This window comes from Tunturiibacter empetritectus (assembly GCF_013410875.1).
GTDB classification, from domain to species: Bacteria; Acidobacteriota; Terriglobia; order Terriglobales; family Acidobacteriaceae; genus Edaphobacter; species Edaphobacter empetritectus.
Genome location: NZ_JACCCU010000003.1, coordinates 172,501 through 186,914 on the forward strand (window position 1 = coordinate 172,501; position 14,414 = coordinate 186,914).

General features: G+C 57.5%; 15 protein-coding genes. 3 read left to right on the top strand and 12 right to left on the bottom strand.

The features are described from left to right. Nucleotides 1-28: 28 nt before the first annotated feature. The 11 genes from HDF08_RS18495 to HDF08_RS18545 all read right to left on the bottom strand — a co-directional run bounded on the left by HDF08_RS18495 (nt 29) and on the right by HDF08_RS18545 (nt 8,741). On the bottom strand, nt 29-850 hold the full coding sequence (locus HDF08_RS18495; RefSeq protein ID WP_179640163.1) for a tetratricopeptide repeat protein: 822 nt from the start codon (nt 848-850) through the stop codon (nt 29-31). 259 nt (nt 851-1,109) lie between these two features. Further along, on the bottom strand, nt 1,110-1,526 hold the full coding sequence (locus tag HDF08_RS18500; protein WP_218884856.1) for an ABC transporter ATP-binding protein: 417 nt from the start codon (nt 1,524-1,526) through the stop codon (nt 1,110-1,112). A gap of 220 nt (nt 1,527-1,746) precedes the next feature. Beyond that, nucleotides 1,747-2,181, bottom strand: coding sequence for an ExbD/TolR family protein (locus HDF08_RS18505; protein WP_179640164.1), 435 nt, complete (start codon nt 2,179-2,181; stop codon nt 1,747-1,749). Nucleotides 2,182-2,239: 58 nt separating this feature from the next. After that, nucleotides 2,240-2,686 carry an ExbD/TolR family protein gene (locus tag HDF08_RS18510; RefSeq protein ID WP_179640165.1) on the bottom strand — a complete coding sequence of 149 codons (447 nt, stop codon included), beginning with the start codon at nt 2,684-2,686 and terminating at the stop codon, nt 2,240-2,242. 150 nt (nt 2,687-2,836) lie between these two features. Then, the gene (locus HDF08_RS18515; protein ID WP_179640166.1) at nt 2,837-3,580 is read right to left on the bottom strand and encodes a MotA/TolQ/ExbB proton channel family protein; all 744 of its coding nucleotides are present in this window, start codon (nt 3,578-3,580) and stop codon (nt 2,837-2,839) included. Between the two features lie 132 nt (nt 3,581-3,712). Next, a complete protein-coding gene (locus HDF08_RS18520; protein ID WP_179640167.1) occupies nt 3,713-4,447 on the bottom strand; it encodes an energy transducer TonB in 735 nt (244 codons plus the stop codon). Between the two features lie 135 nt (nt 4,448-4,582). Then, nucleotides 4,583-5,545, bottom strand: coding sequence for a protein translocase subunit SecF (gene secF, locus HDF08_RS18525; protein ID WP_179640168.1), 963 nt, complete (start codon nt 5,543-5,545; stop codon nt 4,583-4,585). Nucleotides 5,546-5,592: 47 nt separating this feature from the next. Next, the gene (secD, locus tag HDF08_RS18530) at nt 5,593-7,200 is read right to left on the bottom strand and encodes a protein translocase subunit SecD (RefSeq protein ID WP_179640169.1); all 1,608 of its coding nucleotides are present in this window, start codon (nt 7,198-7,200) and stop codon (nt 5,593-5,595) included. Between the two features lie 145 nt (nt 7,201-7,345). Then, nucleotides 7,346-7,657: a preprotein translocase subunit YajC gene (yajC, locus tag HDF08_RS18535; RefSeq protein WP_179580550.1), complete on the bottom strand. Its 312-nt coding sequence runs from the start codon at nt 7,655-7,657 to the stop codon at nt 7,346-7,348. A gap of 164 nt (nt 7,658-7,821) precedes the next feature. Beyond that, entirely contained in the window at nt 7,822-8,136 is a 315-nt protein-coding gene (locus HDF08_RS18540) for an MmcQ/YjbR family DNA-binding protein (protein ID WP_179640170.1), read from the bottom strand. Between the two features lie 164 nt (nt 8,137-8,300). Next, nucleotides 8,301-8,741, bottom strand: a complete 441-nt coding sequence (locus HDF08_RS18545) for a nuclear transport factor 2 family protein (RefSeq protein WP_218884859.1) — start codon at nt 8,739-8,741, stop codon at nt 8,301-8,303. A 129-nt stretch (nt 8,742-8,870) separates the two neighbouring features. On the opposite strand from HDF08_RS18545, the gene HDF08_RS18550 reads away from it, so the two are divergent. Together HDF08_RS18550 and HDF08_RS18555 are read left to right on the top strand one after the other, a co-directional pair. Beyond that, nucleotides 8,871-9,371 carry a heme-degrading domain-containing protein gene (locus tag HDF08_RS18550; RefSeq protein ID WP_179640172.1) on the top strand — a complete coding sequence of 167 codons (501 nt, stop codon included), beginning with the start codon at nt 8,871-8,873 and terminating at the stop codon, nt 9,369-9,371. Between the two features lie 268 nt (nt 9,372-9,639). Continuing rightward, complete coding sequence (locus HDF08_RS18555; RefSeq protein WP_179640173.1) at nt 9,640-11,232, top strand: hypothetical protein; 1,593 nt, start codon at nt 9,640-9,642, stop codon at nt 11,230-11,232. Here HDF08_RS18555 and tgt read toward each other — a convergent pair. Beyond that, nucleotides 11,229-12,362 (bottom strand): tRNA guanosine(34) transglycosylase Tgt, encoded by a 1,134-nt coding sequence (gene tgt / locus HDF08_RS18560; RefSeq protein WP_179640174.1) that lies wholly within the window; start codon nt 12,360-12,362, stop codon nt 11,229-11,231. The genes HDF08_RS18555 and tgt overlap by 4 nt on opposite strands. Before the next feature lie 177 nt (nt 12,363-12,539). Here tgt and HDF08_RS18565 point away from each other — a divergent pair, with 177 nt between their 5' ends. Continuing rightward, nucleotides 12,540-14,324: a phospholipase C gene (locus HDF08_RS18565; protein WP_179640175.1), complete on the top strand. Its 1,785-nt coding sequence runs from the start codon at nt 12,540-12,542 to the stop codon at nt 14,322-14,324. Nucleotides 14,325-14,414 lie beyond the last annotated feature (90 nt).

The following is a 14,414-nucleotide window of genomic DNA, read 5'->3' on the forward strand; positions in this document are numbered from 1 at the left end:
CCTCCGGTACCACAACCCACAGTGACATCTACTGCATCGAAACTCCACCCTGTGTCGCCTTTTCCTTCTTCAGCTCATTTTCCTTGCGAGCGCCCATAGCCTTCTGGATCCAGGAATCAACCTGGGCCATGTCGTCCTTACGAGCCTGCTCATTGCCACACTCCAAATCAGCCTTACGGCGATACGTCAGCTGCAGGTACTGCATGGCGTCATCATAGGTCGGGTTCAGCTCGACAGCCTTGTTCAAATACTGCAGCCCTTCATTCACCAGATCGGTATTAGCAGCCTGCAGTTTCTGGCATGCGCCTTTGCTCTTCTTGGGGTTGCCGTCGCCCTGGTCGGTCAGCCCGTCCGCAGCAAGAATTGTGATCGCGTTCTTATAAGCTAGCGTCCAATCTACGAATCCAACGGTGTAGTAAGCTTCTGGGTCGTTTGGCGCAATCGCGATGACCTTCTTCTCGTACTCTTTCGCAACATCAAATTTTTTGATGTTGCGGTTGATCGACGCAATCTGCTTCAGCGCTGTCAAGTCGCTTGGGTTCTTTTCCAGAACGGCATTGAAGCCATCAAGGGCCTTCTGTGCGATCGCCAGGTTCTCCGGCGTGTCCAGATTCGGCACTACCTGATACGAGTAAGCGGTAGCCAGATACAGCTTCGCGTCTTCGTAATTCGGATCGAGAGCGATCGAATTCTGGAAGTGGTTTACAGCCTCTTCGTATCGTGCATTTTTGAATGCCTGCACTCCCTTGGTCAGCTGGTCCCGAGCCTTCAGGCGATTACACCCGGTTGCAGTGATAAGCATCAGCGCCAGCAAAGCAGCCGTAACCGGAATCCGTGCGGTGAATTTCATTGGGCGAATCATCTCCTTCAAATGGGCGCGAGTTTCTATTCCAAAGACCGGGAAAGACTATAACCAAGTTTCGGCGTTCGCTTGATTGTAATGGTATATGTCCTAACGTGACTAGAGCAGCTTTCTTTCCCTTCTTCGAAAAGGGAATAATGTCGGTCTTTTGTACTACAACTATGGCGCTTCTGCATAGTTCGAACTGTTCTTCGGGATACGATGCAAGCCAGCGGTCGTAGGCTAGCCGGAACGCAAACAAAGTGGCCTAAACTATACGCCCATCTCGCATCTTGACGATTCTGTCCGCATAGGAAGCAGCGTCGGCGTCATGAGTGATCATCAGAATCGTCTGCCCGAGCCGACGGTTCAGGTCCTTGATCAACTTCAGCACTGCCGCCGAGTTCTCACTGTCCAGATTGTCCGTAGGCTCGTCGGCCAGCAAGATAGCCGGTGAATTCACCAGTCCGCGCGCAATCGCCACCCGTTGCTGCTGCCCGCCAGAGAGGGCACGAGGTTTGTGTTTCAGCCTGTCGGTGATCCAGTAGATTGAGATCTCCTGAAATGCCGAGTCGAACACAGTGTTCCGGCAACCGATATATTGCACCATCCGGATATTGTCTTCTGCAGTCAGGGTCGGCAGCAGGTTGTACTTCAGAAACACGAACCCACCGTAGTCTTGCAAAGCTCCGTTCGCTCGGCGTTGCTCATGCCGCCAGATCCCGGCCGTTCAGATGCACTGTCCCTGTTGTCATCGGGGTCAACCCCCCCCAGGATATGAAAGAGAGTCGACGTAAGGGTGAACGTAATTTAGGTAACGCTAGCACTCGATCAACCACAGTACACAAAGCTTCAGGCGACTGGTCACTTGGACCAGTCGCCTGCGCAAAGCTTTCCTTACTGAATTACTGTCCGGCTTCGACTCGGGGTGTAATGAGACCGATGTTATCCACTCCGGCTTGATGACCGAAGTCGATGACCTCAGCAACCTTGCTGAAGTCCAGATCCTTGTCGCCTTTGACGAACATGACCTTCTCTTGCCGGGTTGCAAAGATCTCGGCAAGCTTAGGCTCAAGGTCGCCCTTGTTCATCGAAGTCTCGTTGATTTTATAAGCCGGGGCTGCAGCGCCGTTGGATAGCACCTGAACGACGATCGTACGGTCATTCTCCTGCTGCTCCTTATGATCCTTGGGAGGCTGAGGAACCAGCGTCTCCAACCCTCGAGGCGTGACTGGAACGATGACCATGAAGATGATCAACAGTACCAGAAGAACGTCGATAAGCGGGGTAACGTTGATCTCAGAAACCGCTCCGCCAGTATTTCCACCACCCATTCCCATAGCAATCTCCTCAGATACTCTTGCCGCTCCAGTCGATGCGAGTCCGGCACCCTACATGCTACTTCTTGGTTGTTGTCGCGCCGGTGTCGTCTGTTCTTTCAGTCAACAGGCCAAGCTGGCTTACACCGGCGGACCGGATTCCATCCACCGCATCCATCACTTTGCCATAGTTGGCACGGATGTCCGCGCGCATAAAGACCTCTTTGCTGGTCTTGTTCTCCAGCTTCGCGGAGATCTTAGGTCCAAGATCATCGAGCGTTACCTGGTCGCCGCCGAGAAACGTCCTGCCATCGCGGGTCACAGCGACGACGACGGCATCTTCCTTATTGGCATCTTCCATCACCACCGCGGCATCAGCCTTCGGCAGATCCACGTTGACTTTGTTGTTCAGCATGGGGGTGATGACCATGAAGATGATCAACAGCACCAGCATCACGTCCACCATCGGCGTCACGTTGATGTTGGAGTTGACCTTCTTGCCTTCATCCCGCTTATTGATACCCATAACGTATGCTCCGTCCGGTTGCTGTATTTACTCTTCCTGCGATAGCTGCCCAGCCCTCGGACGCCGTTCGCTGGCGGCGCCCGAAAGCCTGGTCAGAGGGTGATTCCCGCAGAGTGCTGCTGATTGCCTTGCGCTTTCAGGACCGAATCCTTACCGGTGGCTCTGCTTGATGAAATAGTCGACCAGTTCGCTCGAGCTGTTGTCCATCTCAACGTCAAACGCTTCGACCTTACCAGTGAAGTAGTTGAACGTCATAACGGCCGGGATAGCGACGAGCAGACCGAAGGCGGTCGTAACGAGGGCCTCCGAGATACCGCCGGCAACTGCACCGATACCAGAGGTCTTTTGGGTTGCAATCTGCTGAAAGGCGTTCAAAATACCGACAACAGTACCGAACAGGCCGATGAAGGGAGCCGTCGAGCCGATCGTAGCCAGACCGCCCAGGCCGCGCTTCAGCTTGGCGTGAACGATGGCTTCCGAGCGCTCGAGTGCACGCTTGGAGCTCTCAACCTGCTCCTCGGTGATCGTGCCGCCCGAACCGAAGCTGCGAAACTCCTGCAGACCAGCCGTGACAACTTCAGCGAGGTGCGATTTCTTCGAACGGTCCGCAACCTTGATCGCCTCATCCAGACGGCCGTCCTTCAACGCGCCTGCAACCTTCGGGGCAAACTCGCGAGACTGCTTGCGGGCTGCAGAGAAATAGAGGGCCCGGTCGATGATCACAGCGAGCGACCAGATCGACATGATGAAGAGAAGAATGACGACGCAACGGGCCAGCCAGCCCATGTTGCCCCAAAGTCCCATTACACTGAAGCTGACCTGGGCTTCCTCGAAGTATAGGGCGAGGGAAGCGGGAACGTGAGCGAAGGTTGTTGCTAGATGAGCGAGAATCACTGGAATATTTCCTCCTGGTAGAACTCTAACTTTCAGAATCTTGACCCGGGAATCCCCCAAAAGTTCGACACCTTTGGGAGACCCGCGAGAGACGTTGTTGCCTGATTAGACTTGATTTAGATGAGCCTTGGTTTAGCCGCCGCCGAAGTTGAAGTTGACAGTAATCTGCGTATCCACTTCGGTGGGCTCGCCGTTCAGGAAGTACGGCTTGTAACGCCACCCTTGGACGGCAGAAACCGCCGCAGACCGGAGCATCTCAGGACCACTGACGACCTCGAGCTTTTCGATCGTGCCGCTCTTCGAGATCACCGCATGCAGAACAACCGCACCGGAGACGTGAGCAGCTCTCGCGATTGGTGGGTAAACGGGATTCTGCCCAGACAGCTTATTGCCAGCTACGACGCCGCTCGATACGCGAGCCGGACCCTTCGGCGGAGCAACCTTGACGACTGGAGTCGGCGCAGTGCCGATTCCGCCCATCACGCCACCTGGAACACCGCTTCCGCCACCCATACCAGCCATGCCGGCAACACCGGCAACCTGCGGAGGAGGAGCAGCATCTTCCTTCAGCATCTTGATGTCTTTAGGAATCTTCGTCGGAGCGTGAAGACCTGCGTCGATCTCCGACACCATCTTGATCGGCTTGACGATCTGTTGCGGCGGCGGAGGGGGTGGAGGGGGAGGGGGTGGAGGCGGCGCTGTCAGCATCGCAGTCATTGCCGTCTTCGGCAAAGCCTCCGGATACAGCAGCGGAATAAGGATCATGGTTGCCAGGATCGCGCCATTGAAGATAAAGGTCCCAATCATCCAGTACTTGGACTTGGTCTTGATCTGGCCGCCGGATTCCATCAACGAGGATTCGAACATATGCAGCCTCTTTACTGTGAAGAAGAGCTATTTTTCTTTAGACACCACGTTGCTGCTTTTTGTTCCCAGTTGTTTTTTTGTTCCAGCCACTTCTTTTTTGTTCCTGTGCTACTCCATCGGCAGAAGAGCCGATCCCTACACCTTCGCGCGCTTGCCCGCAGGTAACGTCACCGACTTACCCTTGCTCACTCGCCAGTCCTGATAGGCCACCAGCATCGGCGCAGCCACCGCGATCGATGAGTAAGTTCCAATTAGAATGCCAACAACGAGCGCGAAGGAAAACCCATGCAGCACTTCTCCGCCGAATAAATACAGCGAAAGCACCGTCAAGAAGGTTAGCCCCGACGAGATAACAGTTCTGCTCAGCGTCTGGTTAATGCTCCGATTGACGACATCATGCAGCGACTCCCTCCGCGAAAGCGCCAGATTCTCGCGAATGCGGTCGAAGACGACGATGGTGTCGTTCATCGAATATCCAATTAGCGTCAGGATTGCAGCGATAACAGTAAGCGTAATCTCCTGATTCGTCAAACTGAACGCGCCAACCGTGATCAGCGTGTCATGAAACACCGCTACCACCGCAGCCACGCCATAGATCAGCTCAAACCGGAACCACAGATAGATCAGCATTCCGATCAGCGAGTACAGGGTAGCCAGCCACGCCTGCTTCTGCAGCTGCTTTCCAGCCGTCGGTCCAACGATCTCAACCTGCTCCACTGTAAACGCGGAGTCGCGGTAATTGGCAGTCAGGGCGCTCTCCACACTCTGCCGACCCGCATCGTGCGACTGGTCGGTCGCCGTTGACTCGGGCAGCGCGATGATCACCTTGTTCGCCGCATGGCCGCTGGGATCACTGACGCGCTGAATGCGGGCATCGTGTACGCCCGCACGGTCCATCGCCTGCCGGATATGATCCTCATTCGGAGTCTGGTCAAAGGCCACACGAACCTGCGTGCCTCCCTTGAAATCAACCCCCATCGGAATGTGGTGCCAGAACAGGATGCTCAACACACCCAGAACAGAAAAGATCAGGGAAAACCCGAGGAAGTACCACTTCTTCCCGAGCCAATCAATATTTGTTGTACGAAACAGTTCCAAGCTCAAACCCTCAGCGGCAGCCAATGGCTCCGCAATCTCTCGAAAAACTAAATAGACAGCGCCGCGCCGCGTTCCTTCTTCTGCAGAATCGCGTCAAAGATCACGCGCGACACCAGCACCGCGGTAAACAAATTGGCGAACAGACCGAAGGCCAGCGTTACCGCAAAACCGCGCACCGGCCCCGAACCGAAGAGGAACAAGATCATCGCCGAAACGATGGTCGTCACGTGGGTATCGATGATCGTCACCCAGGCATGTGCAAAGCCCTGCTGCACCGCCGCCGCCGCTGTCTTGCCGGCTCTTAATTCTTCGCGAATGCGCTCGAAGATCAGTACATTCGAGTCCACGCCCATACCAATCGTCAGGATCACACCGGCGATTCCTGGCAGTGTCAAAGTCGAGCCGGTGAAGCCCATGAACCCAAGCAGGATCACCAGGTTCAGCATCAGCGCCAGATCCGCATTGATGCCAGCACCCTTGTAGTAAATCAGCATGAAGATCATGACCGCCAACATACCGGCGATCGCCGCGACCACGCCCTGATGGATCGAGGCAGCGCCAAGGCTCGGCCCAACCGTCCGCGTCTCAAGATACGAGATCGAAGCCGGCAGCGCGCCCGTGCGCAACATCAGCGACAGATCGTTCGCCTGCTGCTGCGTAAACGCACCGGTGATCTCGCCGCTGTCGCGAATTGCTGACTGGATTCCCGCAACCTCGCGAACCTTGTTATCCAGCAGAATCGCCATCGAACCCGGCGTGGCGCTCGAGGCCGTGTGCGCCTCGGTGTACTTGTAGAAGCGGTCCCCAGCCTCAGTCGTCAGATTGAACCGAATATTTGGCCGGCCGTTCTGATCCTGCCCCGGCTGCGCATCGCGGAAGTCCGTACCTTCCACCTCACTCACCCGCTTCAGCAGCCAGATCTGATCCGGTGCGCCTGCGGAGCCGCTGCCATGCACCAGCATCGAGTCAGGAGGAATCACCCCGCCGTTCGCCTGCAACGCAGCCTGATCCGTCTCGTAAGGCCCACCAGTCACCGCATGAATGGACAGCTTGGCAGTCGATTGAATAATCTCTTCCACCCGGCCGGGATCGCTGACGCCGGGCAGCTCCACCAGGATCTGGTTCTCGCCCAGCCCGTACTTCTGAATCACCGGCTCAGCTACACCCAGCTTGTCAATGCGCTCGCGGATCGTCTCAATCGAAGTATCGAGCGTCCGCGTCTCAAGATCCCGAGCCGCGCCAACCTTCATCGTCAGTGCCGAGTTGCCATCAGGCGTCGTGGTGACGTCATAGGTCGAATAATCGTTCCCCTGCAGCACGGAGCGAGCGTCACTCAACTTCGCCGCCGGAATACCCGACACGATGATCGTCTGTGGCCGCGAGGGATCCGTCTTGCCCACAGTAGCGCCGACCACTCCGGCCTTCTGCAGATCGCCCTCAAGCCTCGCAACATCGCGGTCCGTAGCCGAAGCGATCGCCTCAGCCACGTGCACTTCAAGCACCAGGTGGGTGCCGCCCTTAAGGTCGAGCCCCAGGTGGATACGATCTTTGATCGACTGCGTGAGCCCGCCATGGGGAATGCCCACGATGCCGAAGCAGAAGATCACCAGTACCGCAACGATGAATGCCGATTTCCCGGCCAGATTCTTGCCCATGATCTTTATTGAAGGGTGCAGCCGCGGTGCCCTGCTTCAGTCCCGCCGCCGCTATCCTTGTTTCTTCCTCGTCCGTTGTTAACGGTTCAATCTCAACGTGCCTACATCTAATATCTGTTACAGCTTTTGTTGTGAAGTCTTTGTTCTAGGCAGCCTGTTCGTCAGTAGTCACCGCGGCAATCGCGCTTTTGACGAACTCTAGCTTCACGCCGTCCGGCTGAACCCGCAGGATTACCAGATCGTCCTTCACGGTCAGTACCGTGCCGCGAATCCCGCCATTGGTGGTGACACGGTCGCCGGTCTTCAACTGCCCCAGCATCTCCTGCCACTTTTTCTGCTTCCTCTGGTTCGGTGCGATCATCAAAAAATAAAGCACCACAAAAAACAGGATCGGCAGGGCAAGACTGCCAAGATTACCCAGTCCACCCATCGCACTCTGCAACCACATCGCAAACATCAATCAAACTCCGTTCAATCACTCAATTCTTCTCTAGCACTGGCCAGCGAAACCACAGCCCAGTGCGCGCAGCCGGACGCAACTTCGCCTATGGTGCAAAAAGTGTGCCTAGCCCCTAAGCATCGCGTAACCGCAACCCCCTGTCAAGGCGCGGGCATCGCTCCTCACTTCGCCAAACGTCGCTTCCAGGCCATCTTTATCGTGCCCTCCAACATATCCGCGCTCACCGCGTCCAGCCGTACCCGGGTGGCCCCACCGCGACCCCACCCGCCAGGCACAGGAGAAAACGCCTCCGGCGCATCCTCCACCAGCCCAGCCTGCTCCTCCGGGCTCAGCTTCAGAACGCCATAACCCTCCTTCTCAAATGCAAGAGTACAAAAGATCTTCCCTCCCACCCGAAAGTCAGGATGCCCTTGATGCGACCCCTCCGACGCGCCCGGCAGACTTAACGCAATCCGACGATAGTCCTTTGCCGTCACCTGCAATCTCCTCCCGAAAGCTCTCAACACTCTACGCCCATCGCCGCGAATCCAGCGCCAACCTTCGCCTTAACGCGGGACGCTAATCGCCTATCTCATAAAGGCATGAATAGACATGCCTAGCCAACCACCGCCGAAAAACGGGTTGCTTTGGCATGGGGCCGCTAGCGTTCTTCAGGAAAATGCGATTCATGGCCTGCGACACATTGCCAGCGCCCATCGCGATAGACAAAAATATCCGTAAAGCGATTCTTCGCATGAAATTTTCCGTCCTGGCTTCTTGTCCCGCCAACACCACGGACATAAGCGGAATTGCCATGCACATGCGCATGCAACTCAGATAATTCGAAGTGAACGGTGCTCGGCTTCGCGACGGTCGCCAGCATTGCTCTGCGGTCGATCAGTGAGCCATCAAAGTTTGCCTCTTCGAATTCATCTGCCAGAATGCACTCTAGCGCAGCCTTATCGTGCTGCTCCACGGCTCGCAGCCAGACCTGCTCAATCTGAACCAGCGTCACCGGATCTTTTTGCTGGCCCGCTGGGCAACCTTGGCCATGCGCCAACGAAAACGAACACAATAGCAACAGGGGTAAAAAAAAAATCATGGCCGTTATCATTCCTATGCCGTTAGAGACGCAGCGGTCGGACATTTTGACTCTGGAATAGTTAGCCAGGATTTCTTTTTTCGTGAAGCAATCGATTTGCAACCGTATGCAAGCAAGAAGGAAGCGCCCATGCCCATCCCCGAAGACCTCGCCGCCATCGCTCACCAGGAGGCCGAACTCCGCTTCTCCACCTTCGACTATGACACGGCCTGGCGTCTCGGCCAGAGTCTGCGCGATCTGGCCGTCTCCCGCAATCAGTCTCTCGTCATCGACATTCGCCGCTTCGGCCAACCTTACCAGCCGCTCTTCTACACTGCCCTCGCCGACACCACGCCGGACAATCCCCGCTGGGTGCAGCGCAAATCGAATGTAGTCGCCCGCTTCCATCGCAGCTCCTATGCCATCGGCCTCGCACTCGAGCAGAGCAGCCGCACCTTCAGCGAACGCTACAGTCTTCCCGATGCCGACTACGCCGCCCACGGCGGTAGCTTTCCCCTCCACGTCATCGGCGCGGGCGTGATCGGCTGCGTCACCGTCTCCGGCCTGCCACAGCGCGAAGACCACAGTCTCGTTGTCGAAGCGCTCTGCCTCGAGCTCAAGCAGAGCCACGACTCCCTGCGCCTCGCATGACAAAACTCCGCACTGCGATAGCTTAAGAAAACTCTGATTGACTGATGCCCCCCAGTTCTTGCTGTCATCCTGAGCGGGAGCGAAGGATCCCGACAGGCTGCACACGCCCATACCATCGATGCCTTTCTACCCTCACCTCCGGATTCTTAGCACCCACGCGCCCCCAAAAGCCTTTCACTTGCCGCTTCGTCAGTGGTTCCCTAAAAAGTGGCAATGCTCTAATAAAAGCTTGCCCGCAAAGCAGCGGCACCACGGGAGCTTCGCAGTCATGTCGGATCGGCCTTACGCCATCACCCGGACACTCTCCTCCATCTTCCTCGTGGTGTGCCTTCTTCTCTTCATCCTCCGCACCTGGCACTGGCCCCTCATGGGCGATGCTGCCCTTATGCACTACGTCGTCTTCCTCATGGACCACGGCATGGCTCCCTATCGCGACATCGTCGATCCCAACATGCCAACGACTCTACTGATCGAAGGCACCGTCATGCACCTCTTCGGCGGCAACTCGCTTCCCTGGCGACTCTTCGACCTCTCGCTTTTGGCAGTCTCTGGAATCGCGATGTTCGTCATTAGCAAACCCTACAGCCGTTTTGCCGCCCTCTTCGCTGCATCCCTCTTCACGTTGATCCACGGCCGCGACGGCCTGGTCGAACTAGGTCAGCGCGATCTCACGATGACGGTCTGCCTCCTGATCGGCTACGCCTTCCTACTTACCGGCCTGAGAACGCATCACAGAGCGCTTCCACCAAAAAAGACCAGGCCCTGGATGACGGCCACGTTCGGATTCTTCTGCGGCGTAGCAGCCACCATCAAGCCGTCCGTCCTCTTCCTCGCTCCGGCTGTTCTGCTCCTCGCCGCCATCGCTCTAAAACGCAGACAGCAGCCCTTCGTCTCGCACCTCATCGCCGGGCTTCTCGGAATGCTGACGCCGATCCTTTTAATCCTCGCCTGGCTCCAACACCAACACATCACCGCCGACTTCTTCCGAACCCTCACCCAACTCCTCCCCTACTTCCTCCTCCTCGGCCCCCGCTCTTACCCTCATCTCGTTCTTCACAGCATCTCGTCCGTCATGCTTCCCATAGTTTTGCTCTGGCTGCCAATCGTCCTTCTCAAAAAAGATTGGATCACCTGGGAACGCGCCGCCCTCCTCGTCGCAGTTCTCTTCGGACTAGCCTCGTTCTATCTCCAACGGAAGGGTTTTCCCTACCATCGCTACCCCTCCGAAGCCTTTCTGCTCCTCCTGATCGCCATCGACTTCACCACCATCCTCAAAACCAGACCAGCCCACTGGCGACTTCGCTTCACCACAAACAACAAGCTCCTGCCCGCCCTCGCCATCACAGGCATCGTAGTCGGCGTAGTCTTCGTCGCAGGCGGTTCTACCGCACACGCCCTCTGGCAGGACTGGCGCAATCAGGAGTTCGACACCATGCTCCGCGCCGATCTCAACCGCCTGGGAGGCGAAAAGTTAGACAACCGCGTGCAGTGTCTGGACATGGCCGACGGCTGCATCCCCACGCTCTACAACATGCGTCTCGTGCAATCCACCGGCTATCTCTACGACTGCTACATGCTCTCCAACCAACCCGGCGCCGAACAAGATCGATCCCGCGAAGCCTTCTGGCACGCCATCATGAAAAATCCCCCTGCCGTCTTTGTCGTCTCAAGCAACGACTGCGACCCAGCCACCCAGCGCCCCGGCTACACCTATCAAAAGATGAGCCGCTGGCCCCAATTCGACGACTACCTTCAAGCCAACTACCACCTCGACGTAGAACGAATCCCCCCGCACATGGTCAACGCAGGCAGCAGCCCCTCCAAGCCCCTCGGCTACAGAATCTACACAAAAAACAATTAGCTAGCGTCAGCCAAGGCCCGCCGCACCCGCTCCATAGTATCCAGATAAAACGCAATATTGTGCACGCTATTCAGCACAGCACTCAACGGCTCCCCCGACGCAAATAAATGCCGCAGATAAGCCCGCGTATACCGTCGGCACACCATGCACCCGCACGTCGCATCAATCGGCCCCTGATCTTCCGCATACTCCTTCTTCTTGATATTCAGCCTGCCCTCCGATGTAAACAGCAGCCCATGCCGCCCCGCCCGCGTCGGCAGCACGCAGTCCATCATGTCCACACCCATCCGCGCGTACTCCTCAATCTCATCCGGATACCCCACCCCCATCACATACCGCGGCTTATCCTTCGGCAGATGCTCCAGCGTCCAGGCGATCATCTCCCGCGTCACCTCCCGCGGCTCCCCCACCGCCAGCCCGCCGATCGCATACCCCGGCAGGTCCATCTCCACCAGCCGCTCCGCCGACTCCTTCCTCAAATCCGCATACATCCCGCCCTGGACAATCCCAAACAAACTTTGCGTCTGCCCCTGTCTCTCCGAAAACCACGGCACCCGGTCCTTATGTAACTCAAAGTGATCCTTCGACCGCTGCGCCCACGCATGCGTCAACCCCATCGACTCCCGCGTCCTCTCCCACGTCGCCGGCGTCTCCACGCACTCATCGAAGACCATCGCAATATCCGCTCCTAGCGCAATCTGCACGTCCATCGAGTGCTCCGGCGAGAAAAAATGCTTGCTCCCATCCAGGTGCGACCGAAACTCCACCCCCTCCGGCGTCACCTTCCGCAGCTTGCTTAAACTGAACACCTGGAACCCGCCCGAATCCGTCAGCATCGGGCGCTCCCAGCTCATAAACCGATGCACCCCGCCCATCCGCCGCACCAGCTCATGCCCTGGCCGCAGATACAGATGGTAGGTGTTCGCCAGAATAATCTGCGCCCCCTTTCCACCCGCGCCAACCTCTTCCAGCAGGCTCTGAGGCACCGCCTTCACGCTCGCCGCCGTCCCCACCGGCATAAACACCGGAGTCTCCACCACACCATGCGGCAGCCTTAGCCGCCCCCTCCGCCCTCCGCCCTCAGCGGTCCTGTCTACCTCAAATGAAAATCGCTCAAACGAAAATCCCATTACTCCGATTGTATGAGGGCTAGCCCATTCCGACCCCAACGACGCTCTGACAGCCTCTTCGGAGCAGTCACACTCCATTAATTCATCTGGCATTCAACTTCAATTCACAAATCCAGCCACCTTCAGACCTAACAATAAGGAGCACCGCATCTCTACCAACTTTTGAGGCCTCAAAAAATGATTCGGAAACTTCTCGCCCTCTCGTTGTCCTCGACCCTTCTTCTCAGTGGCTGCGGCCAGGGCACGGTCAGCACGCCTCCAGGCAACGGCAACGCCAACACCACCCCGCCTGTCGTCATCACGCCCACCACCGCCCAGGCCGCCATCAAGCACATCGTCGTCATCTACGGCGAAAACATCTCCTTCGACCACTACTTCGGTTCCTACCCCAACGCGGCCAACACAGGTGGAACCACCTTTACCCCCGCAACCGCCGCCACGGTAGCTGCTGCGGCCGCCGCCGGCACCACCAGCCTTCCGGCCACCCCTACCATCACCAATAACTACATCTCGAACCCCAGTCTGCTCACGGCCAATCCGAACCTCAACAGCGCCAATACTGTGTCTGCATCGAACTCTGTGTCGGCCAATCCCTTCCGACTCGGCCCAAACCAGGCTGCCACCAATGACCAGGACCACAACTACGGCCCGGAGCAGCTGGCATTCGATAACGGCAAGATGGATCTCTTCCCCCTCTCGGTCGGAGTCGCCAGCCCCGCCTCCCTCGTCAATTCGACCGGAGCAGCTCCCATCACTGGCACCACCGCCCTCACCATGGGCTACTATGACGGCAACACCGTCACCGCACTCTGGAACTACGCGCAGCACTACGGCCTCAACGACCACTCCTTCGGCACTACCTTTGGTCCCTCCACCCCAGGCGCCATCAACCTCATCTCCGGCCAGACCAACGGCGTCATCAATCAGGTCGGTGCCCTGGGCAGCGCCGTAATCGCCGACGGCCAAGGTGGCTTAACGGACATCAACGACGCTGACCCGGCCAATGACGTCTGCTCCTCGACGGGCGAGTACTTCAGCATGTCCGGCAAAAACATCGGCGATCTGTTGAACGCCGCCGGCATCTCCTGGGGCTTCTTCGAGGGCGGCTTCAATCTCTCCATCACCAACACCAGCGCCAACGGCGTCATCGCCTCCGGTACCGGATGCCTGCCCGGGGAAGCAACCGGCAGCCGCGCCACCGGTGCCGTCAATATCCCCGGCAATCCTCTCAAGGCTGACTACATCCCCCACCACCAGCCCTTCCAGTACTACGCCAGCACAGCAAACCCGACTCATATCCGCCCCGCCTCCGTCGCAGCGATCGGAACCGCGGCCGATACCGGCCCCTCCACCGCCAACCACCAGTACGACATTCTTGACTTCAACGCAGCTCTCAAGGCCGGAAACATGCCTGCCGTCACCTTCCTCAAGGCTCCCGGCTACCAGGACGGCCACGCCGGTTACTCCGATCCTCTCGACGAGCAGACCTTCCTCGTCACCGAGATCAACGCCATCGAGTCCTCGTCCTTCTGGGGTTCGACCGCGATCATCCTTGCCTACGACGACTCCGACGGTTGGTACGATCACCTCACCGACTTCGTCAACGGCTCCCAGACAACCTCCGATGCAGCCTTCTGCAACGGCGCCGCTCCCACTCTGGCGGGTCCCAACTCCAACGGACTTCCCGTCCAGGGCCGTTGCGGTCACGGTCCTCGCTTGCCCCTGCTCGTCATCTCACCCTGGGCCAAGAAAAACTACGTCGATCAGACTCCGACCGACCAGGCCTCCATCACTCGCTTTATTGAAGATGTCTTCCTGAGCAGCGCACGCATCGGTGGCGGATCCTTCGACGCCTCTGCCGGATCTCTCATGAACATGTTCAACTTCACGAGCAATGTTCCGCCCAATCCCAACGTCGTCCTCCTCAACCCAACTACCGGTGCAGTTACCTCTGGCAACTAGCCAAGGTTTCACGGTACGTTCACAAATAAGCCATAAACTCAAAGGACGTACCCTGCATTCAAGGGTGCGTCCTTTTCTGCTCTCAGCCCG